This is a genomic window from Nocardia sp. NPDC005366, from assembly GCF_040606855.1.
In the GTDB taxonomy this organism is placed as follows: domain Bacteria; phylum Actinomycetota; class Actinomycetes; order Mycobacteriales; family Mycobacteriaceae; genus Nocardia.
Window position 1 is genome coordinate 36,124 of record NZ_JBEXFQ010000026.1, and the last position, 21,949, is coordinate 58,072.

Genomic DNA, 21,949 nt, shown 5'->3' on the forward strand with positions numbered 1-21,949 from the left:
ACGGCAGCGGTTCGGGTTCAGCCGCCGCCGCGCACTAGTGTGAAACGGTGCAGACAGGCCAGGAATCAGAGGATGCCGGTCCCCGCATCTGGGGCGGGACGACGCTCACCGAGCGGCGCGAGGCGCGTCGGGTTGCGCTGCTGGAGGCCGCGCTCGATCTGATCGGAGAGGCGGGCGCCGCGGGTGTAACCATGCGCGCGGTCTGTCGGCGGGCCAATCTCACCGATCGCTATTTCTACGAGAGTTTCACCAGCCGCGACGAACTTCTCGATGTGCTGTACCGGCAGGTAGCCGCGGAATTCCTGGAGCCGATGACGGCATTCGCGGTCGCCGACGATCCGACCAGAGACCGCGCGCTCTCGGAATTGCTGGTGGACAAGGTGCTGGAAGATCCCCGGAAATCTCGACTGTTCCTGGTCGAGCCCTACTCCAGCACCGGCCTCGGACAGACCACGATCGCCGTGATGCCCGCGTTCACCCGGCTCATCCAGGACCACCTGTTCGCGGGCATCGAGGATCCGGTGCGGCGCAGGCTGGCCGCGGTGACCATGGCGAGCGGTAACGCGGGCATGTTCTCGGCCTGGCTGAACGGATCGCTGCGGGCCAGCCGCGAACAGATCATCGATCACTGCGTCGCCACCATCACCGCCTACCGTTCCCTGTACGAGTGACGGGTACCTATCGGCGCGTCCTGATCGGGGTGGCCGACTCCGGCTCACTGTGACTCCGGCTCACTGTGACTCCGGCTCACTGTGACTACGGCTCACTGTGACTACGGCTCGCTTTGACTACGGCTCGAGTGCGCGAACGAAGGTCACGCGCGTCGCGCCTGGCCCGTCGTAATCGGGAAATATCTGCCGGGCTTCGGTGAAACCCATGCGCGCGTGGAACGCTCGCGACCCGGTATTGGCGTCGGAGGTGATGGCGCGCACGACGGTGCGTCCGTTCCTGCGCATCGTGTCGAAGAACCGGTGGTAGAGCTCGCTTCCGAGACCGCGCCCGTGCAGTGCGGGATCGACGCCGACGAAGTGGATATAGGCCTCGTCCTGTCGGGACTGGGAAAGGAATCCGATGAGGAAGGCCACCAGTCGACCGTCTCGTTCGACCACGATGCTGGTGTCGGTGAAATGCTGGAAGAACAGCCGGGGCAGCAGACCCGCACGCTGTCGAGCGCCCTCGTCACCTCCGAGCCCGCCCCACCACTCGTCGAGTACGGCCAGCACTCGGGCATGGTCGGCTTCGGTGGGCTCACGGTAGGTCATGGGCGATGTCGTCGGGGCAGTGTCGGCGGGCGGCCTGGGGTCCATATGTTCTCCTCTCACACCGTGTGCAGCCTCCCACATTCGCTGATGGCATCGCGCGCAACCGACACGACGATATTTGACGGCAGTCGCCATCACTTCTAAATTGATGGCATCCGCCATCACATGCGGACCGCTCGAGGAAAGGCTGTTCCGCCATGCCGTTGTTCAATCCGAAAACCGAGACCTTCGCGGAGTTCGACCCCAAGACCCGCGAACTGTTGACCGCGCTCGTCGGCTTCTTCGAGAACAAGGGCAAACTCGCGCTCACCGAGGACGCTCACCGCGCCGAGTGGTACGACGATTGGATGGCCTTCCTGGCCGAATCCCGCATCCTGGCCTATATGGCGACGCCGAAAGCTCACGCGGGCGGCGACGAGGACAAACGCTGGGACACCGCGTTCATCTCCAGGTTCAACGAGGTCACCGGCTTCTACGGCTCGCAGTACTGGTACGCGTGGGGCGTGTCGACCCTGGGCCTGGCCACCATCTGGCAGAGCCGCAACGGCAAGGCGCACGCGCGCGCCGCCGAGGAACTCGATCGCGGCGGCATCATCGGATTCGGACTGTCCGAGAAGGACCACGGTGCCGACATCTACGCCACCGATATGCTGCTCACCCCGGACGGGGTCGGCGGATTCACGGCCACCGGGAGCAAGTACTACATCGGCAACGGCAATGTCGCGCGGATCATCCCGACCATCGGGCGGCGCACCGATATCGACGGCCCCGACGCCTACGTGTGGTTCATCGCCGACAGCGCGCACCCGGACTACGTCCTTGTCAAGAATGTGGTGCACGGCCAGAACTACGTCAGCGCCTACGATCTGGTGAACTACCCGGTATCCGCCGACGATGTCCTGCACACCGGGCGGCGCGCTTTCGATGTCGCCCTGGCCGCGGTGAACTGCGGCAAATTCAATATCGGCATGGTGACCCTCGGCATCGTCCAGCATTGTTTCCACGAGACGATCAACCAGGCGTCGTCCAAGATCCTTTTCGGCCACCCGGTCACCGAATTCAGCCAGGTGCGCCAGATCCTGTCCGACGCCTACCTGCGCATCAACGCGATGAAGCTGTACCACGAGCGCGCGATCGACTACATGCGCAGTTCGACGCCGGAGGACCGCCGCTTCGTGATGTTCAACTCGATCGGCAAGATGAAGGTCACCAGGGAGGGTGAGCGGGTTTTCCGCGAGCTCTCCGATGTCATCTCCGCCAGGGGTTTCGAGAAGGACAGCTATTTCGCGGTGGCGCGTGGCACCATCGACTCGATGGCGCGCCTCGAGGGCACCGCGCACGTGAATATGGCGCTCACGCTGAAATTCATGCCCGGTTTCCTCTACAACGCCACCGACCTCCCGCCGGTCCCGGTGCGCCGCGACCCCGGCGACGACGAGGCGCTGTTCCGTCAGCCCGGCGCGGCCGGTCTCGGCAAGGTCAGGTTCGCCGACTGGCGGCCTGCCTTCGCCGAATTCCGGCATCTGCCGAATGTGGCGTTGTTCTCGGAACTGGCCGAGAGTTTCACGCAGTTCCCGGTGCAGGCGCCCCCGACCGAGGACCAGCTCGCCGATCTGGACTATCAACTGGCGGTGGGTGAATTGTTCACCCTGCTCCCCTACGGTCAGCTCATTCTGGAACAGGCGAAGATCACCGGCACCTCCGACGATATCGTCGACTCGATCTTCGAGATCTTCGTGCGGGATTTCTCGATGTACGCGCTCGGCGTCTTCTCGAAGTCGTCTTCGACTCGGGCGCAGCAGGATTGGGCGATGAGCGTGCTCCGCAAGCCGGTCGTCGACCCAGACCGGACCCAGCGTGTCAACGACGAGGTGTCGAGTTACGCGGGCACCTACGACATGAATCCGTGAGCGCGGCGATCGCTCCGCGCTCGTTCATCCCCCGGTAGCGGGCCGCGACGAGGCCCCGCGGATCGTCGGCACCGGTGTCACCGTTCGCCCCGCCGGTAGGCGAGGTTCTCGCGGGTGAACACCGCGTCGGGATCGGTGGGGCCGAGCGCACGGATCTGGTCGGCGAGCAACGCTTCGTACTCGGTGACCGCGGCGCGGAGGTCACCGCTTTCGGCGCGATGATGTGCGAGATTACCGCGGGCGCGCAGAGTGGTGCGGTGATCGGGTCCGAGTACCAGCAGTAGTCCCGCGCAGAGATATTCGAAATCGGCGACCGCCCCGGCGCGATCGCCGCTTTCGGCGCGCCAGTGCCCGAGATCGTTGCGGGTGGTGAGGGTGGCGGGATGGTCGGGCCCCGACAGGCGCAGCCGGACATTCAGCAGTTCTTCGAGTTCGGCGACCGCACCCACCGCATCGCCGATGCGACCGCGCAGGCGGGCCAATTGCTGACGGGTGTCCAGGGTCGCGGGATGGTCGGCGCCGAGGATACGTAGTCGGTCGGTGAGCAGGCGTTCGAAATCGGCGAGTGCCGTCTCGGGATCGCCTTTGTCGGCCCGGTGACTCGCGAGGACGGTGCGGGTGACGAGCAGGCCGGGATGGTCCGCGCCGAGTACGGCCAGCTTATCGGTGAGGAGATCCTCCAGCCGGTCTGTGACATCGTGGGCGTCGCGACTGAGCAGGCTGAAGGTCAGCAGATTGTGGCGGGAGTCGAGAACGCTCGGGTGATCGGGACCGAGCACCCGCAGCATATCGATGACAAGTACCTCCAATTCCTCGATGGCGGTGGCGAGGTCACCGTCCTCACCGCAATAGAGCGCGATATTGTTGCGGGTGATGAGAGTATTCGGGTGGTCGGGCCCGAGTACCCGCAGCTGGTCATCGAGCAGCTTCTCGAGTTCGGCGATCGCGCCGCGGCGATCGCCCCCGTGCGCCCGGCAGTAGGCGATATTGCTGCGTGTCGCGAGAGTATCCGGATGATCGGGTCCGAGCACCCGCAGCCGGTCGCGCAACAGGTGTTCGAATTCCCTTCCCGCACCGGCGAAATCACCGACACTGCTGCGCACACCGGCGAGATTGCCCCGGATGACCAGGAGCGCCGGGTGGTCGGGCCCCACCACCCGTAGTTGATCCGGGATCAGGCGTTCGAATTCGGCGATCGCCGTCGCGTGATCACCGCTGTCGGCACGGTATCCGGCCAGACTGCCTCTGGTGCCGAGGGTTTCGGGATGATCGGGGCCCAATACCCGCAGCCGATCGGCGAGCAACGCCTCGCATTCGTGCACGGCACCCGCCGGATCACCGGATTTCGCCCGTGAGTACGCGAGGTGGTCCCTGGTCATCAGGGTATCGGGGTGGTCGGGGCCGAGTACTCGGAGTTGATCGGTGAGCAGCCGCTGGAATTCCACCACCGCGCCGCGCAGATCACCGCTGCGGGCACGGCACCAGGCCAGACTGTCCCTGGTATCGAGGCTGACCGGATGTTCCGGTCCGAGCACCCGGATTCGGTCGGCCAGCAGCAACTCGTAATCGGCGATGGCGCCGGGCAGGTCGCCACTCTCGGCGCGGAAGGTCGCGAGATTGTCGCGGATGCCGAGAGTTTCGGGATGGTCGGCGCCGAATTCCGCCAGATGATCGGTGTGGAGACGTTCGAATTCCTCGATGGCGCCGGACAAATCACCGCGGTGGGCGCGATAGTAGGCGAGATTGTTGCGGGTGCGGAACGTGTCGGGATGCCCCGGTGCGAGCATGCGCCGCTGATCGGACAGTAAGCGCTCGAACTCCGCGACCGCGCCGTTCAGGTCACCGCTCTCACCGCGCAACCAGGCCAGATTGTTGCGGGTGGCCAGCGTGATCGGATGGATCGGGCCGAGCAGCCGGTGGTCGTCGGCGAGCAGAATCTCGGTCTCCGTGATCGCGCCGGCGAGATCACCGCTGACCCCGCGCCACCGGGCCAGACTGCCGCGCGCATACAGGGTATCGGGATGGTCGGGGCCGACCGCCGCCACGAAAGACGGCAGCCACGCCGCCCACAGATCTCGATTATCCGCCGCGCGAGGCGTTTCCAACCGCACCAGGAAAGCGATGGCCGCGGCGGAGTCACCGTGGGCAAGATTGTGACGCGGACCCGAACTGCGGGCGTAAGCGAGCGCCGCCGGATCGAGGGTCGACTCGATCGCGCGGCTGATGGCCCAGTGCCCGTCCGCGAGTTCCACTCCGAGACGGACGGTTTCGGCACGCAAGGCCGGAAGCAGCGCACCGTGGGTGATGCCGAGAGTTTCGTACTCGGTGCCGGGCCTGCTCCGGGTGACCAGGACGCCGAGGCCGACCGCCAGGTCGCGAAGGCGCGATGTTCCGAGTTCCGCGCCGAGCGAAACCATTGCGGCGTCGAGTAATTCGATCGGCAGGACGGGCCCGACGCCGGCCGCGACCAGCACCGCGAGCAACGGACCGAGTGCGCCGACACCATCGGCGCCCGCCGCGCGGACCGCCTCTTCGACGCGCAGCGCGACGACGCCGTCCAATCCGAGGCCGTCGGCCACGACCTGACCGCTGATATCGGAGACGATCTCCATGAGCAGTCGCGCCAGCAGCCAGCCGCCCGCCGCCGTCCCCGCATCGCCCGCCGTCGGCGTTTCGACGAGGAGTCCGTCGATCCACCGCACCCAGCCCGCCCGCTCCAGCTCGCCGTGGTCGGCACGCACGCTGCCGACGATGGCGGCGATATCGTCGGCGGCGGGTTCGACGACCCCGATGCGATGCATATGCGCCAGCGCGGGATCGTCCTCGACTCCGGCGCCCTCCCGGAAACCGATGATCACCCGCACATTCCGCAATACCGGACGCACCGTGAGCTGGGCCACGGCGCGAATCAGCAGCCGCCGGACACCTTCCTCCGGCTGGTTGAGCCCGTCCAGCACGATGGTGGTGCGCCGACCGTCCCCCGCCAACCGCGCCAGCGGCCTGCACACCTCGATATCGAAGGCATCGAGTTCGGTGGCACTGGCCTTGGCCGCTTTCCTCGTCGATTCGACCGCCGAGGCGAAGCCGGGTAATCGGGCGGACAGCTGCGCGGCCAGTTCGGCCGACACACCGGTGAAGGAACTGTTCACCGTGAGGAAGACGGCGGCGGTGATGTATTCCGGTGCGACAGGAAGGGTATCGACCAGGCTGGGCCGGATCAGCATGGCCAGCAGCGTCGATTTGCCGACACCCGGTGGGCCGACCACCGCGCGCAGCCGATGCGAGCCGGATTCCACGATATCGGTGAGGGTCTCCCGGATGGTGGCCGTCAGCAACAGCCTTCTTGTCAGGTGATCGACGAAACCCGCCGCGGGGCGGCCGGTTACGGCATCGCGCCGCCGAGCCACATTGGGTACCAGCCACAATCCGGGGTCACCGCCGTGCCCGGAGACGGCGCCGGAGGTGAAGGACAGATGCTGGGGCTGTTGCCTGGTACACGACAGCGCGATCGGCCCGACCAGATCGGACGGCAGCAGGTTCTCACCCCGCGCGGGCAGGCCGATATCGAAGGTGTCCAGCAGCGTGCGGGTGAAACATCCGGCGAACGCGGGACCGTCGCCCGCCGCGACCAGCAGTTCCATCCGCCCGGCCGACCTGGCCAGCAGATCCGTCCAGCGCCTCGCCGCGCCGAGCACACCCTGTTCCGGCTCGCACGCGTCGACCAGCACCACCAGACCGTCGAGCGCCGAGCGATTCAATCGCTCCCTGATCTCCTGGGTGAGGTGGAAGGCGGTGTGCGAATCCGGCACGGCGGGCGAATCATGGCCGAGCAGGTAGAAATCCGCGTCCCCGGTCGCGACACCGTGGCCGATGAAGCCGATCAGCAACGTCGCCTGTTGCGCGTCGGCCGCGTCGAACGCCTCGCCCACCGCGGAAATCAGTTCTGCCGCTGTCGGATTCAGCAGCGGTCCCGGCACGGACCTGGCCGGGCGCCAGCCGCCGAACGCGGACAGATTCGTCTCGAGTCCGGTCGCCAACTCGGAGACGAAACCCAACTCCCCCAGCGCGGCGCACTCCGATCCCACAATCAGTGCCAGCCGTCCACCCATGCAAGGACGATACGCGAGCACGCGGGTACGCACCGGTTACGGCATCACGGTCGGGAGCACGCGCGTCTGGTGTACCCGCGGCGAGTCCGGCGACGGCGCGGCATCCGAACCGGCCGACGGGGATGTCGTCCATGGCCCGTCGCGCCAGGTCGAACCAGGTTGCCGAGTGCGGCGACGGTAGGCTGTGCTCGTCGATGACGGGGAGTCGTCGGCGGGGACACGAACCGGGGGAGGCTGCGGTGGCGGCGATTGTGCTGGTACACGGGATCGCGCAGGAACAGTACGGTGCGGACGTGCTGGAGTCGCGGTGGCTTCCCGCACTCGCGAGCGGAGTGCGCACGGCAGGTTACGCCGATATCGCCGACGAGCTGTGGCGCGGCGCGCGACCCGGCCGTATCGAGGCGCGAATGGCGTTCTACGGCAATATCTTTCTCGAACCAGGCGCGCAGGGTGGCACCGGAACGGCCCGCGCCGAACATCTCGAACTCTCCGAGGAACTCGCCACGGCGTGGCTGCGGCGCGCGGCCGAACAATCCGACGATCCGCGGGACCGGGCAGCGGCGCGCCGCTACCTGGACAGCGCCGCACTCGGCTCGGAGGGGGCCATGGGCGCGGGCCGCGCGCTACGGCCCGCGGCCAACGCGCTGACGCGCTTGCGGTGGTTCGCGCCCTTCGGTTTCGGCCTCGCCGCCCGCTTCGTCGATCGCGCCCTCACCCAGGTGACCCGCTATCTGGAGGATTCCGAGGTACGCGACATCGCCCAGCGCCGGGTGCTCGACCTGATCGGGCCCGACACGAGAATCGTGCTGGCGCATTCGCTCGGGTCGGTCGTCGCCTACGAGGCCATGCACCGCTCCGACCACCCCGCGACCTTGGTGACCCTCGGATCGCCGCTGGCGCTGCAATCGATCATCTACCCGCGCCTGCGCCCCCAGCCGCCGTTCGTGCCCCCGTCGGCGATCCGTTGGGAGAATCTGGCCGATCGCGACGATATCGTCGCCACCCACCTCGATCTCGCTCCGTATTTCCCGCCCGCACCGGGAAGCGCCGTGGTGCCCGCCACCTATCACTCGTTGGACAACGGCGCCGGTCCGCACGACGCGACGCACTACCTCACCAAACGATCCCTCGGGCGGATCGTGGCCGAATCCCTCGGTCCGTGATCGGCCCGAATCTCGAAATCCACGTAGGCTGAGCGAGTTCGGGCGCCCAGTCGAGGAGTTCAGCGCGATGACCGATCCCGTGCAGGGATTGACGGGTACGATGACGTCGCCGATTCGGAGTGCCGGGGCGTTCGGAGAAGTCCTGGTGGCGATTCGCGGGGGGACGGAGTCGTATATCGCGCGGGCCGACGAGCCCATCGCGGCGGGGAGCAGCGTGTTGATCATCGAGGTCCATCCCGGCCGCATCGTCGATGTCGTGCCGTGGATTCCACTCGCGCCGGATCGGCCGCAAGATATCTGAGAGAAGGAGATCCACGTGCTGGGTTACCACGTACCCGACCCCGACGAGGCGATGCTGGTCAGCGGCGCCAAAGTGAAGGACAACGCGCCGTTCCGGGTGATCATCGGCAGGGGCACCTGGGTCGTGCCGCTGTTCCGCAAGGTCAGCTATCTGTCGCTGGCGATGTTCGAGTCGGAGATCAAGGAGCGCTGCGTCACCAAACAGGCGATTCAACTCGACGTGCGCGCGGTCATCGCGTTCAAGGTCGCCAATGACACCGTTTCCATCGTCAATGCCGCGCAACGATTCCTCTCCGAACAGGAAAGGGAGATGTCGGTGCTGACCGGCCGGATATTCTCCGGGCATCTGCGCTCCATAGTCGGTTCCATGACGGTCGAGGAGATCATTCGGGAACGCCAGAAGCTCGCCGACGAGGTACTCGTCGCCTCCAAGGTCGAGATGAGCAATATCGGACTGTGGGTGGACTCGTTCCAGATCCAGTCCATCGATGACGGCAATCTCGGCTACATCAATGCCCTCGCCGCCCCGCACAACGCCGCCGTTCAAAGGGACGCGCAGATCGCGCAGGCCCAGGCCGCGCAGAAGGCCGCCGAGGCCGAACAGGAATCGCTGCGCAGACAAGCCGAGTACCAACGCGAAACCTCGATCTTGAAAGCGCAATATCAGCGCGATATCGACAAGGCGAACGCGGAAGCGGCACAGGCCGGGCCGCTGGCCGAGGCGATCGCACTGCGGGAGGTGCTGACCGCGCAGGCCGAACAGGCCCGCAAGGAGGCCGAACTGCGCGAACAACAGTTGCAGTACGAGGTCGTCAAACCCGCCCTGGCGGAGGCGGAACGGGTCCGCATCCTGGCCGAGGCCGAAGCCGACCGCACCAGGATTCAGGCCGAGGCGGCGGCGTCCAACAATCGAATCGCATTGGACCAGTTGCTGATCGAGCAGTTGCCCGAAATCGTCAAGCAGGCATCGGCCGGTCTGTCGAATGCGAACCTGACGGTGCTCAACGGTCCCGACGGTGTCGGCGAATTGGTGAACGGAATGGTCGGTCAGGGATTGACCGTCTTCAACTCGCTTCAAAAGGCGCTTTCGAACAACGACGGGGATAATGCGAGCTAAAGTGGCCCGGTAGTGACGGCGGCGGCGAGGAGCAGGTGTTGGTGTCCATCGGTAAGTTGGTGTCTTTCGACAGTTCGCGGGGTTTCGGTTTCATCCGGCCGGAGGACGGTGGTCCCGACGTGTTCGTGCACGTGAACGACATCGGGTTGGACGAGGACGAGCTGCGCCAGGGTCGGGTTTTCGAATTCGACGTCACCGAGGGCGACCGCGGCCCGAAAGCGATCAACCTGAGCGCGGTCGGCGGCGCACCCGCCGGTCCGCCGCCGCGGCACAAGAAAGACAGAACCCCGGTCGGACAACTCTCGGCGGCCGAACACCAGCGGCTGATCACCGAGTTGCTGCTCGATGCCAGCCCCGCCCTCACCGCCGGTGAGATCCTCACCATCCGCGAGCGCCTGACAACGTTCGCCGAACAGCACGGCTGGCTGGATTCCTGAGCGGGGATTCATCCCCTTCTGATGACGTCTTCGAGTTTCCAACTGCGGTCGAAATAGGCTTCGAGCGGACCGTAGCAACGGAAATACGAGAACCAATGCCTGCCGGGAACGGTCTGTACCCAGTTCGTGGTTCCCGACGGCGGCGGCGCGGGACCGAAGAACAGTTCGACCGAGCCGTCGGCGTTGACCACCATATCGGTGTCGAGGGAGCCGCGATCGCCGCGCTGCTGCTGGTTGTTGATCAGACATCGGGTGGCGACGTCGTAGACGGTGACCGACCAGAACAATTTCGCCGGCGGGTCGGCGGGTACCCGCAGGGTATAGAACCCGCCGCCGTCCAGCCAGTCCCCCGCCGCGTCGGCGTAGACGCCCAGATACGCCTGTCCTTTACCCGGTGTCACGCTCTTCATCGCCTCGGAGAAGCCGACCGCCTGGTAGAACCACGCGGTCCGTTCCAGCAGCTGGTCGTAGTAGGGACCGCGCTGATCGGAATGGTCGAGGTGTAGCACCAGTTCCCACCGCCGATCAGGCCAGTACGGCGCCTCGGGTGCGCGGGTGGCGAACGAATTCGCCTGGGCCATCAACTCCCCCGCCATCGCCGCCTCGGTGAGGAGCCTGCGCAGCGGCTCGTCGGGATCGAACTCGGCGTCGCGCTCGATACCCAACCGGTGCAGCATGGCCAGGTAGAAGCGGTCTCGTTCATCGATGATTTCGCGCTGATAGATATCGTGCAACCGCATCCAGTATTCGACGCCGCGCGGTTGCGCACCGCTCCATCGACGGCCTTCCGGCGAGATGACCTGGGTCGTCGGCCCCTCACCGGTGAGGGGCCGGATGCGCACGCCGTGGACGAGTTCGTCGGCTACCACCGGGTCGAGGTCCAAGGTTCTGAATCCGACCATCACATGGACACCGGTGGCCCGGTGCACGAAGTACTCGCCGTCGGTTTCGGGTACCTCCACGTCGACCGGAACGATCAGATGCCGCCCACCGCGGCATTCGTCGGGGCCCATCTCACCGATCACGGCGATTTCTCGCTGCCAGGAATCCGAGATGCCGCCCGCGATGGGTCCGGGCGGTATCTCGACGACAACGGGTCCGGTGACGGACAGGTCGATGAAGCCGATGACATAGGGCGTCGTGGTATTCGCGGTGATCAGGCCGAGGCGATCGGCATAGGTCACATAATGAACGACGTCGTAGTCGGTGGCGCCGAATATCTCCCGATGTTGGTGCCGCCACTGGGCGAAGGAGACCAGCGGCAGCGCCCACAGATAGGTCTGGCAGGCCATCTGATAGTCGAGTTCGTCGAAGACGAGCGGAAGATCCACCCGGATCGGTAGTTCGCGGTACATCCGCACCGCCCCGAGCCGACCGGGAAGCCTGCGAACGCGCATGTCCTATCTCCTCTCCGATAGCGGGCGAGCCGAACGCTCGGAACAGGCATTCCCCTCGGTGGCTGCGTTTCTCATCGCAGTGCCGCCAATCCTCTGCCGGTGAACAGCAACCCGAGGCCGACGAAGACACAGATGGTCAGCATCCGGTCGTGGTCGACCATCCACTGTTTCGTCGCACCCAATCCGGCCCGAGCGCGATTACCCATCAGCACGTACATTCCGATCGGAATCAGGAAATCCAGCGCGGCGGCCAGCAGGAGTAGCCCGGTCGCGAATATCGATGCGACGGCGCCCGAGCCGGAGCTCGCGATCACACTGACGCCGGAGATCATGATGAGGGGGTTCGGATTGAGCACCGCGAGAACCAGTCCGGTAGCGAATGCCCGGCGGGGGCGCGATGATTCGAGTTCGGCGAGCCATCTGGGCGGGCCGGCGCCCCGGGCGGTAAGGCGTAGGAGCAGCCACGCGCCGATTGCCAGGAACAACAACCCGACCAGGAATCCCACCCAGTGCGAGACGGTCGCGGAGGTGGCGTACGGGTCGGTGGCGCCGCCGAGCAGGCCTGCCGATCCGATCTGCAGATTGACCAGCAAGAAGGCCGCGCCGAAACTGAACGCGTTGCGCACCGCGTTGCCCGACTGCAGCAGCAGGACACATCCGACGACCGCGGCGGGCGTGACGACCAGTCCGATGAACTCCGGAATCAATTGCCCGACCAGTCCGCTCATCGCCGCCACCCGCCTCGTGCACGGAACATCAGGACGTCGGTGCGCAACCACAGCGGCCACGACCTGCGGGATGCGGGGAACGCGGGACGAGGCCGCGTCGAGATCATCGGCCCGGGAATGCGCTCACCGCACGCGGCCGAAGGGGTGATCTCTGTGGTGCGAAGGTCATCGGCCGCTCCTTTCCATCGCCGCGAGGTCCGAAACGAGCCGAGCGTCGACCCGGCTGCCTATCGAATTTCGCACGCCCGCGCCTGGGGCGACCTCACCCGTTACGGGTGAGCAACCGGTGCCGCCACCGGCCGTCGCCGCCTCGGGCGCGCGGCGCGGGTGTCGAACCCGAATGCGGCGTCGGTGTCGGTCCCCGCGAATACGATCGTGCTCGACGCCGTACCGATGAGTTCTCCGCGCCGGCGACGTCTCCATGGATGACCGACGACCCGAGGAGGATCACGTGGACCTACCGGTCATGCCACCCGTTCGTCCGATGCTCGCCAAGACGGCGCCGTCCGTGCCACGTGAGCCGGGGCTGAGCTACGAGCCGAAATGGGACGGATTCCGGTGCATCGTGTTCCGCGACGGTGCCGAGGTGGAACTCGGTTCCCGCAACGATCGCCCGCTCACCCGCTACTTTCCCGAGGTCGCCGCACTGTTGAAGCAGGCGCTGCCGGATAAATGCGTGGTGGACGGGGAGATCGTGGTGGTCACCGATCAGGGCCTGGATTTCGACACGCTGCAGAACCGGCTGCATCCGGCCGCTTCCCGGGTCGAGAAGCTGTCGGTGGAGACACCGGCCAGTTTCGTCGCGTTCGATCTACTCGCCCTCGGTGACAAGGATCTGACCGGCGAGCCGTTCGCGGAACGCAGGCGGCTGCTCGAGACGATCCTCGATACCGAATTCGCGCGGGTGCACCTCACCCCACTCACCCGCGATCCCGATATCGCGCAGGACTGGTTCACCCGTTTCGAGGGTGCGGGTTTCGACGGGGTCATCGCCAAATCCGACGAACTGGCCTACCTGCAGGACAAGCGGATCATGCTGAAGATCAAACATGAACGCACAGCCGACTGCGTCGTGGCCGGATTCCGCTGGCACAAGGACGGCGAGGGCGTCGGCTCACTGCTGCTCGGCCTTTTCGACGACGAGGGCCATATGCACCACGTCGGGGTGGCGAGCAGTTTCACCGCCGCCAGGCGCAAGGAATTGGTCGAGGAGTTGAAACCACTGCGGGAGAACGCGCTGGAGAACCACCCGTGGCGGGAATGGGCCGACGCGGCGGCGCAGTCCAAGGCCGACGGCAAGATGCCGGGCGGGGTGAGCCGCTGGACCGGCGGGAAGGATCTGTCCTGGGAGGCGCTGCGCCCCGAACTCGTCGCCGAGGTGCGCTACGAGCACGTCCAGTCCGGGCGGTTGCGCCACGGCGGCAGACTGGTGCGTTTCCGCACCGATAGGACGCCGGAATCCTGTACATACGCCCAGCTCGACGAGGTCGCACCGGCCGAGTTGAGCACCATATTCGAGGAAGCGTCCACCCGATGAGCGAGTCGGTCGATATCGACGTCGACGGCAGAACCGTGACGATCAGCAATCCCGACAAGATCTACTTCACCGAACGCGGTGAGACGAAGATGGATCTGGTCCGCTACTACCGGTCGGTCGCCGAACCGTTCCTCGGCGTCGTGCGGGATCGTCCGCTGCTGCTCGAGCGCTATCCCGACGGGGCTTCGGGTAAGTCGTGGTTCCAGAAGCGGGTACCGAAATCGGCGCCGGACTGGCTGCACACGGTGGAGGTCTCCACGCCCAACGGCACCACGAGCGACGCGCTGGTCGCCCACGATCTCGCCCATATCCTCTGGGCGGTCAATCAGGGCTGCCTCGGTTTCCACGTCTGGCCCAATCACGTACACGACCTGACGATCGCCGACGAGTTGCGGATCGACCTCGATCCTTCCCCCGGCATCAGCTTCGACGACCTCAGACATGCCGCCGTCCTCACCCGGGAACTGTTCGGCGAACTCGGTATCGAATCCCGGGTGAAGACCTCCGGCTCCCGCGGACTGCACATCTACGTCGCCCTCGAGGACAAGTGGGACGGCTACCAGGTGCGCGCCGCCGCGGTGGCGCTCGCGCGCGAATTGGAGCGCAGGCATCCGGAGGAGATCACGGCGCAGTGGTGGAAGGAAGAACGTGGCACGCGCGTCTTCGTCGACTTCAATCAGAATGCCCCGCACAAGACGGTGTTCGGCGCGTGGTGTGTGCGTCCCAAGGTGGGGGCGCAGGTGTCGACCCCGATCGCCTGGTCCGAACTCGATGCCGTGGTTCCCGACGAACTGACGATCGCCACCGTCCCCGCCCGATTGGCCGAACGCGGCGATCCCTGGGCGGATCGCCGCCCGCAATCGATCGAGCCGCTACTGGAGATGTCCGAGCGCGATATGGCCGCGGGCCTGATGGACGCGCCATGGCCGCCGCAGTATCCGAAGATGCCCAATGAACCGCCGCGGGTGCAGCCGAGCCGGGCCAAGAAGGAGTAGTCACTCCGTCCAGTACACCCAGCTGCCGCTGCGTCCCGTACCTTCGCAGACCAGCGCGCGACCGTCGGCCGTGCGCCCGGTCTTCGACACCGACGGATCGCATTTCGCTCCCGTGTCGAACTGACCCGTTCCGACGTTGTACGGCCCCGCCCACTGATATCCACCAGTCGACCCGCTCACCGCGAGGCATAGCAGGGTGCCGCCATCGGCGCCGTGGCCGATGGCCCCGACCTGCGTCTCCAAGCAGTCCGTGCCCTTGCGTGCCGCGATCTGCGTGGTGGCCGCGACCGCTGCGGTCGGCACTGCCTGGGGCGTCGAGGGTGCCGTGGTCGCGACCGCCGGGGTGGTCGCGGGCAACGCGGTGGTCTGCGCCGCTATGGGCAGATCGTCCCTGCTGATTCCGTCGGTCAGCGAATGTCCGCCGAGCACGATGAATCCGGCGATGGCCGCCACTTCGGCCGCTCCGAGCAGCAGCGCGAGGCTCGCCATCCCCTTGCCCTTGGGATGACTGAACGCGATGAGTCCGAAGATGATCGCGATCGGGAACAGCGCGAGCAGCGCCGCGACGAGGGCGACCACCGCGTACGGATTGACGATCGGGCGAAAGTCACGACCGCCGTCGCGGTCCTCGGGGCGCACCTGCGGCCAGCGCTCCTCCTCCGGTTCCGACCACCGCTCACGCTCGCGCTCGCGCTCCTCCCACTGCTGCATTCGTGCCATACTCACGTCCCTTTCTGCACTGAACCATTCGCGCAGGAACGTCGAGCTGCCCGAACCCCGCCTCGATAAGGTCACAGAATAGGGGCAGAAGCGACCATTTGGCCCGAAATCTCCGATCGCCTGATATCGGTTTCCTGACTCGGCGACTGAAACCGACCGGGAGAACACCGGGAGAACTCGGAAGCGATAGCGTAGTAAAGGACCCGCAAACATCCTCGACCCGGATTCGATACCGGGTTGCCCGCCCCCGCGAGGTCAGTGCTCGGGCGACGTCAGCGACCGCCCGCGATTCTGGGCATCGTCTCGGTCACCAACATCATCAGCATGTCGACCAGCAGCGCCTGCACCTCGTCCCGGCGCAGCGTGCCGCGAACGATCCATTCCCGGCCCGCGACCTTCACGAGTCCGCCGTATGCGCGGACCAGTGCGCGCAATTGCGCACTGTGCGCCGAATCGGCCATGCCGACCATGAGCAGCATCCGCTCGGCCGCCGCGTCGTCGGCCTGGTCGAGAATCTGCTGCACCTCGGGGTCGTTGCCGACACCCTCGTGGCTGGTCACCTTCACCCAGGTATTGCCGTGTTCGGCGATCGTGTCGAGCAGCCACCGCACACTCGCGTCGACACGTTCCCGATCGGTACCGGTCGGCACGACCATGTCGTCGACCTTCGGCAAAGTCACCATGCGGTGGACCACCGCGAGATAGAGGTCGCGCTTATTGCCGAAATAGTGGTTGATCAGGCCGCGGGCGACTCCGGCGCGCTGGGCGAGTTCGGCGGTGGAGACGGCCGCGTAGGGACGCTCACCGAACATGTCGATGGCGCAGGCGAGTATCTGGGCGCGGCGCTCGTCGGGTTCGAGCCGGCGCCGCCGTGGCGCGGGCTCGGCGGCGCCGTTCGACACCGCCGTCGCGCCCCGGATGTCAGAGGGATCTGGCAATGAGATCCTTCATCACTTCGTTGCTGCCGGCCAGGATCCGCAGAACGCGGGCGCCGGTGTAGAGCTGCGAAATCGGATACTCCGTCATGTAGCCGTAGCCGCCGAACAGTTGCAGGCAGCGGTCGACAACAATACCGAGTTGGTCGGTGAGCCAGTACTTCGACATCGCGGCGGTGGGAATATCCAGCTCGCCGCGCAGGTGTTTGCCGATGCAGTCGTCGAGGAAGGTGCGGCTGACCCGCGCGAGCGTCGCGCATTCGGCCAGTTCGAATTTGGTGTTCTGCATGGCGAACAGCGGTTTGCCGAATGCCTCGCGGCCCTTGGTGTAATCGACGGTCAGCTCGACCGCCTTCTCCATCATCGCCACCGCGATGATGCCGGTGACGAGGCGCTCCTGGGCAAGCAGCTGCATCATCTGATAGAAACCCTGGCCCTCGGCCTCGCCGAGCAGGTTGGAGGCGGGCACCCGCAGGCCGTCGAAGAACAGTTCGGCGGTGTCCTGGGCTTTGCCGCCGATCTTGTTCAGGATGCGGCCGCGTGTGAAACCGGGGGTGTCGTCGGAGACTTCGGCGAAGATGAGCGAAACGCCCGCCGCGCCCTTGGTCGGGTCGGTTTTGGCGGCGATGATGATGCCGTCACAGAGCCAGCCGTTGGTGATGAAGATCTTCGAGCCGGTGATGACGTATTCGTCGCCTTCACGCACCGCCCTGGTTTTGATGTTCTGCAGGTCGGAGCCGGTACCCGGTTCGGTCATGCCGATGGAGAGCACCATTTCGCCGCTGGCCGCCTTCGGCAGCACTCGCCGCTTGAGCTCCTCGGAGCCGAAATGCTGCAGGTAGGGCGCGATGATCGTGCTGTGCACCGGAAGTCCGAGTGAACCGTCTCCCGCGAAGGCCTGTTCCTCGATGATGGCGGCCTCGTGCGCGAAGGTACCGCCGCCGCCGCCGTATTCGGCCGGGACGGACGGGCACAGCAGACCGAGTTCGCCCGCCCTGTTGTAGAGGTGACGGTCCGGGTGTCCCTGCTGGACGAACTTCTCCTCGTGCGGGACGACTTCCTTCTCGAAGAACGTCCGCGCGAGTTCGCGTACCGCCTCGACCTCGTCGTCACTCCACGCCGCACGTGCCATTTCGCCGATCCTTTGCCTCGCTACCCGATCGCGGTGTGCCCCGTCGTGATCACACGCGGAGCGGACGCCGCGGGACCGGCCTGCGCCGGATCCTCGTTCTTCAGATTCCACCACTATTGGCATGATGTCAACAAATCGGGACGGAGCTGAGCGGCGGAGCGGTGACGAAGTGCGCAGACCTCAGCCAGTGCGATGTTCGGCCCGATCGAAGGCCGCGAGAGTGGTGAGTATCGGCATATCCGGATCCACCGCGATGCCCTGCCGTCGCAGGAATCCGTCGATCAGCCCCCATACGAATTCGGTCGCCTGATCGACGAATTCGGTCGTGCGTTCCGGCGCCGGGCGACCGACGTCGCCCAACCACAGATCGGTCACCGCCACCACGACGCCGACCACGGCACGCGACAGATAGTCGATTCCGGCGGGGTCGATCGGCAGCGACTGCGCGAATTCGCGTGCCTGCGCCGCCAAACGGGTCGCGGCGGCCCTGCCCAGATCGAATTGCAGGACCGAACCGTCCGCCTGCTGGGCCACCTGCGCCTGACCGAGGAAGCGGAATACGTTGGGGTGCAGCAGGATGCTGTCGGCATAGCCGGTCAGCACCCGGCCCAGCGCGACGCGCGGCGGCTGCACGATGAGTGTCAGGTCGTATCCGGCACCGGCGGACGCCGCTTTCGCCATCCGGTCACCGATCTCGGTGTAGAGATCGGCCTTGTCGGCGAACTGCCGGTACAGGCGGGGTTTGGTGATCCCCGCCTCGCGGGCGATGCCGTCCATACTCGGCCGCGGCCCCTCCCGATCGATCACCCGGATCGCGGCGTCGACGATCTCCTCGCGGGAAATCGTCCGCGACGCGGGACGGGCGTTGAGGCGGGGCACGGCGGCGAGCTTACCGTACCGACGGTACGATCGACCGGACGCGACCTCCCTTCTTCCGGAACCGTCGCGCCGCTCGACCAGCGCGCCACGCCCAGGCCACCCGGCCGAAAATGCCGACATTCACCCACGTCAAGCGTGCCGAACGTGATCCACTTCATAATCGCCGACCGCTGGACGCGTTGCGGGCACGACCTTCGTACTGTCAGTATCGGAGAACGTACCGGCGGTACCCGCGGGTGTCCGAACACCCGCTGACGACGGCTCTATCGACCTAGGCGACACCTGTATGAATCGACCGTTCGACAATCCGGATCCGACCGGCACGCATCGCCCGAATCGCACGATGACCGTGCACGGGTCGGGGGTGGATCTCGCCGTCTACGAGTGGGGCGATCTCGGCGACGAACCCCTGGTACTCGTGCACGGACTCTCGGATACGCACCGGGTGTGGACCGATGTGGCGGTACTGCTGGCCGACGGGTTCCGGGTGATCACCTACGACGTGCGCGGCCACGGGCGATCATCGAAACCCGATGCGCCGCACGGCTATCGGCTCGATCGACTGGCCGAGGATTTCTTCACCCTCATCGACGCGGTCAGCCCGCGTCGTCCTGTGCACGTCTGCGGGCACGGCTGGGGTGCCGTGCAGATATGGGAGGCGGTCTGCGATCCGCGGGCCAATACCCGAATCGCCTCGTTCACCGCCATCGCGGGACCGAATCTCGACCACGTGGGTATCACGTTGCGCGAGTTGATCCGCAAGCCTGCCTATGCCAGGGTACTGCTCACCGACAAGAAATTCTGGCGGCACAGCGCGAATTCCGCTCAGATCGCGGCCCAGCGCATCGCCTTCCCACCGCGCGTGCGCACCTGGCTGATCGAACAGCTCGGGGGTGTCGCCACCGCCCACGCGGCGACCGCACCCACCTGGCGTGCCGACCTCGGCACCGGCGCGCGTATCGCCTGCGCCAACCTCGCGCAGCACCTGCTGTGGCCGCGGCGACGCCACACCGCGGTGCCGGTACAACTCGTGGTCGACACCACCGATGTCTTCGTCCCGCCGTTCCTCTACTACAGCAGTGCGCGCTGGGTGGACCGGCTGTGGCGCAGCTCCATCCCGGCCGATCACTGGCTGCCGGTGACCGAGCCGCTGCTCGTCGCCGAGGCCGTAGCCAATTTCGTGGAAGACCTGCTCGACGCGGACGTGCCCTATCCCGGCGCCGACGCCGCCGACCGCTAGGTATCGCCGAGGCAGTCGTCGTCTCGTGGAGCGCCGCCGCACCCGCCCGATCGCGCACGTCGCCGCGGAGACGGGGCGCTCGCCGGCCTGCGTGCCGAAGTGGGTGAACCCCGGTGGCGGGCCGGGCACGCAGGGCGAATGCGACAATGGGTGCGCACACCGCCCCCGTTCACGAAGGATCGTCCCGCATTCCGATGGCCGAAAACACCCTGTCGCCGCATCCGACCGACCCTGCCATCGATCCGGACGATCTCGCCGCCTGTCTGCGCGTCCTCGAACTGGCGGGGCAGCTGGACAAGGAACATCCGGATTCGATCGTGGTGCAGCGGGCCGTCGGTCATATGTTCAAAAAGCTCAAGCAGCGTCGGCGCAACGACGCGCGGGCCGCGGTGTCCGAGGCCGACCGGGCCGTGGTCTCGGCGACGGCCACCGGCTCGCCGAACCGGATCGATGACGAGACCGCGGGCATTCCGATCAGTTCCTCGGCCGCGGGCGCGAGCGCGGGTACCCTGCTGCGCCCCCGTCCGTGCTACATCTGCAAACAGCGCTACACCCGGGTCGACGCCTTCTACCACCAGCTCTGCCCGGAATGCGCGGCCGACAGCCACGCCAGACGGGACGCGACCACCGACCTGACCGGGCGACGGGCGCTACTCACCGGCGGTCGCGCCAAAATCGGCATGTACATCGCGTTGCGACTGCTGCGCGACGGCGCGCACACCACCATCACCACCCGTTTCCCGAACGACGCCATCCGCCGCTTCGCCGCCATGGACGACAGCGCCGACTGGCTGCACCGGCTGCGTATCGTCGGCATCGACCTGCGTGATCCGGCCCAGGTGGTCGCACTCGCCGATGACGTCGCCGCACAGGGTCCGCTCGATATCCTGATCAACAACGCCGCACAGACCGTGCGCCGTTCCGCGGGCGCCTACAGCGCGTTGGTCGACGCCGAATCGGGTCCGCTGCCCGCGGGCGCGCTGCCGGACGTGGTGACCTTCGGCAAGACCATGCAGGCCCATCCGACCGCGCTCACCGCCTCGCTCACGCCGACCCTGACCGCGGCCGACGTCGCGGAATTGGCGCTGGTCGCGGGATCGGCCACCCCCGAACGCATTTCACGCGGTGTCGCGATCGACGCGGGCGGGCTGCTGCCGGATCTCGCGCATACCAACAGCTGGGTGCAGACGGTGACAGAAGTGGATCCGACCGAACTGCTCGAGGTGCAACTGTGCAATTCGGTCGCGCCGTTTATCCTGGTCTCGCGGCTGCGACCGGCGATGGCCGCGGCGGGCGCGCGGCGCAAGTACGTCGTGAACGTCTCGGCGATGGAGGGCCAGTTCTCCCGGGCGTACAAGGGTCCCGGTCATCCGCACACCAATATGGCCAAGGCCGCGCTGAACATGTTGACCCGCACCAGCGCCCGCGAGATGTTCGAACAGGATTCGATCCTGATGACCGCGGTCGACACCGGGTGGATCACCGACGAGCGTCCGCACTACACCAAGATGCGCTTGGCCGAGGCGGGATTCCACGCTCCGCTGGACCTGGTCGACGGCGCCGCCCGCGTCTACGACCCGATCGTGCAGGGCGAGAACGGTACCGATCTGTTCGGCTGCTTCCTGAAGGACTACCGGCCATCGCCCTGGTGACGCCTATGCTGGGGTGGTGCTGTACCGGCTGTTAGCTGACGCCGCCGCGGCCGTGCATTTCGCCTTCTTGGCCTACGTCGTGGTCGGCGGATTCCTCGCGTGGCGGCTGCCGCGCACCATCTGGCCGCATCTGTTCGCGGTCGGATGGGGAGTCGGATCGGTTCTGGTCGGCTACGAATGCCCGCTGACCCACCTCGAGGATTGGTCCCGCCGCCGCGCGGGCGAGGCGGGTCTGCCGTCGAGTGGATTCATCGACCACTACCTGACCGGCGTGATCTACCCGGAGAGCGCGCTGGGCTTGGTGCGCGCACTGGTCGCGCTCTGCGTCGTGGTGTCGTGGTCCGGGTACATCCTGCTGCTGCGCCGCCGCCGCGGTACTACCGAGGGCGAGACAGACCGAGCCCGAGCCGCGCGGCGATGAGGTCGGCGACGGCGT

Annotated in this window: 19 protein-coding genes; 11 read left to right on the forward strand and 8 right to left on the reverse strand. The window is 66.5% G+C overall.

What is annotated here, in order from left to right; genetic code table 11:
• Positions 1 to 47: 47 nt before the first annotated feature.
• Positions 48 to 671, forward strand: coding sequence for a TetR/AcrR family transcriptional regulator (locus tag ABZS43_RS26070; protein ID WP_355038589.1), 624 nt, complete (start codon positions 48 to 50; stop codon positions 669 to 671).
• A 117-nt stretch (positions 672 to 788) separates the two neighbouring features.
• Here the strand turns inward: ABZS43_RS26070 and ABZS43_RS26075 are convergent, their stop codons facing one another.
• Entirely contained in the window at positions 789 to 1,307 is a 519-nt protein-coding gene (locus ABZS43_RS26075) for a GNAT family N-acetyltransferase (RefSeq protein ID WP_355038590.1), read from the reverse strand.
• A 152-nt stretch (positions 1,308 to 1,459) separates the two neighbouring features.
• Here ABZS43_RS26075 and ABZS43_RS26080 point away from each other — a divergent pair, with 152 nt between their 5' ends.
• On the forward strand, positions 1,460 to 3,172 hold the full coding sequence (locus ABZS43_RS26080; protein ID WP_355038591.1) for an acyl-CoA dehydrogenase family protein: 1,713 nt from the start codon (positions 1,460 to 1,462) through the stop codon (positions 3,170 to 3,172).
• A 77-nt stretch (positions 3,173 to 3,249) separates the two neighbouring features.
• Here ABZS43_RS26080 and ABZS43_RS26085 read toward each other — a convergent pair whose 3' ends face one another.
• Entirely contained in the window at positions 3,250 to 7,281 is a 4,032-nt protein-coding gene (locus tag ABZS43_RS26085; protein WP_355038592.1) for a tetratricopeptide repeat protein, read from the reverse strand.
• Between the two features lie 239 nt (positions 7,282 to 7,520).
• Here ABZS43_RS26085 and ABZS43_RS26090 point away from each other — a divergent pair, with 239 nt between their 5' ends.
• From ABZS43_RS26090 to ABZS43_RS26105, 4 genes are all read left to right on the forward strand, one after another.
• Positions 7,521 to 8,444 (forward strand): hypothetical protein, encoded by a 924-nt coding sequence (locus ABZS43_RS26090; RefSeq protein ID WP_355038593.1) that lies wholly within the window; start codon positions 7,521 to 7,523, stop codon positions 8,442 to 8,444.
• Between the two features lie 67 nt (positions 8,445 to 8,511).
• Positions 8,512 to 8,745: a hypothetical protein gene (locus ABZS43_RS26095; RefSeq protein ID WP_355038594.1), complete on the forward strand. Its 234-nt coding sequence runs from the start codon at positions 8,512 to 8,514 to the stop codon at positions 8,743 to 8,745.
• A 15-nt stretch (positions 8,746 to 8,760) separates the two neighbouring features.
• Positions 8,761 to 9,861 carry an SPFH domain-containing protein gene (locus ABZS43_RS26100; RefSeq protein WP_355038595.1) on the forward strand — a complete coding sequence of 367 codons (1,101 nt, stop codon included), beginning with the start codon at positions 8,761 to 8,763 and terminating at the stop codon, positions 9,859 to 9,861.
• A 35-nt stretch (positions 9,862 to 9,896) separates the two neighbouring features.
• Complete coding sequence (locus ABZS43_RS26105) at positions 9,897 to 10,298, forward strand: cold shock domain-containing protein (protein ID WP_355038596.1); 402 nt, start codon at positions 9,897 to 9,899, stop codon at positions 10,296 to 10,298.
• Positions 10,299 to 10,306: 8 nt separating this feature from the next.
• Here ABZS43_RS26105 and ABZS43_RS26110 read toward each other — a convergent pair whose 3' ends face one another.
• A complete protein-coding gene (locus ABZS43_RS26110; RefSeq protein ID WP_355038597.1) occupies positions 10,307 to 11,695 on the reverse strand; it encodes a DUF1254 domain-containing protein in 1,389 nt (462 codons plus the stop codon).
• A gap of 71 nt (positions 11,696 to 11,766) precedes the next feature.
• Entirely contained in the window at positions 11,767 to 12,423 is a 657-nt protein-coding gene (locus ABZS43_RS26115) for a GAP family protein (protein WP_355038598.1), read from the reverse strand.
• A gap of 451 nt (positions 12,424 to 12,874) precedes the next feature.
• Here ABZS43_RS26115 and ABZS43_RS26120 point away from each other — a divergent pair, with 451 nt between their 5' ends.
• Both ABZS43_RS26120 and ligD read left to right on the forward strand, forming a co-directional pair.
• On the forward strand, positions 12,875 to 13,960 hold the full coding sequence (locus ABZS43_RS26120; RefSeq protein ID WP_355038599.1) for an ATP-dependent DNA ligase: 1,086 nt from the start codon (positions 12,875 to 12,877) through the stop codon (positions 13,958 to 13,960).
• Positions 13,957 to 14,955, forward strand: a complete 999-nt coding sequence (ligD, locus tag ABZS43_RS26125) for a non-homologous end-joining DNA ligase (RefSeq protein ID WP_355038600.1) — start codon at positions 13,957 to 13,959, stop codon at positions 14,953 to 14,955. Before ABZS43_RS26120 ends, ligD begins: the two co-directional genes overlap by 4 nt.
• Here ligD and ABZS43_RS26130 read toward each other — a convergent pair whose 3' ends face one another.
• From ABZS43_RS26130 to ABZS43_RS26145, 4 genes are all read right to left on the reverse strand, one after another.
• Complete coding sequence (locus tag ABZS43_RS26130) at positions 14,956 to 15,675, reverse strand: hypothetical protein (protein WP_355038601.1); 720 nt, start codon at positions 15,673 to 15,675, stop codon at positions 14,956 to 14,958.
• A gap of 272 nt (positions 15,676 to 15,947) precedes the next feature.
• Positions 15,948 to 16,595 carry a helix-turn-helix domain-containing protein gene (locus tag ABZS43_RS26135; protein WP_355038650.1) on the reverse strand — a complete coding sequence of 216 codons (648 nt, stop codon included), beginning with the start codon at positions 16,593 to 16,595 and terminating at the stop codon, positions 15,948 to 15,950.
• A gap of 1 nt (position 16,596) precedes the next feature.
• Entirely contained in the window at positions 16,597 to 17,742 is a 1,146-nt protein-coding gene (locus ABZS43_RS26140; protein WP_355038602.1) for an acyl-CoA dehydrogenase family protein, read from the reverse strand.
• A 180-nt stretch (positions 17,743 to 17,922) separates the two neighbouring features.
• On the reverse strand, positions 17,923 to 18,621 hold the full coding sequence (locus ABZS43_RS26145; RefSeq protein WP_355038603.1) for a helix-turn-helix domain-containing protein: 699 nt from the start codon (positions 18,619 to 18,621) through the stop codon (positions 17,923 to 17,925).
• A gap of 286 nt (positions 18,622 to 18,907) precedes the next feature.
• Here ABZS43_RS26145 and ABZS43_RS26150 point away from each other — a divergent pair, with 286 nt between their 5' ends.
• The 3 genes from ABZS43_RS26150 (at position 18,908) to ABZS43_RS26160 (ending at position 21,934) form a co-directional block, all read left to right on the forward strand.
• Positions 18,908 to 19,861: an alpha/beta fold hydrolase gene (locus tag ABZS43_RS26150; RefSeq protein WP_355038604.1), complete on the forward strand. Its 954-nt coding sequence runs from the start codon at positions 18,908 to 18,910 to the stop codon at positions 19,859 to 19,861.
• A 194-nt stretch (positions 19,862 to 20,055) separates the two neighbouring features.
• The gene (locus tag ABZS43_RS26155; protein ID WP_355038605.1) at positions 20,056 to 21,513 is read left to right on the forward strand and encodes an SDR family NAD(P)-dependent oxidoreductase; all 1,458 of its coding nucleotides are present in this window, start codon (positions 20,056 to 20,058) and stop codon (positions 21,511 to 21,513) included.
• Positions 21,514 to 21,529: 16 nt separating this feature from the next.
• Entirely contained in the window at positions 21,530 to 21,934 is a 405-nt protein-coding gene (locus ABZS43_RS26160) for a DUF2784 domain-containing protein (protein WP_355038606.1), read from the forward strand.
• Positions 21,935 to 21,949: the final 15 nt, after the last annotated feature.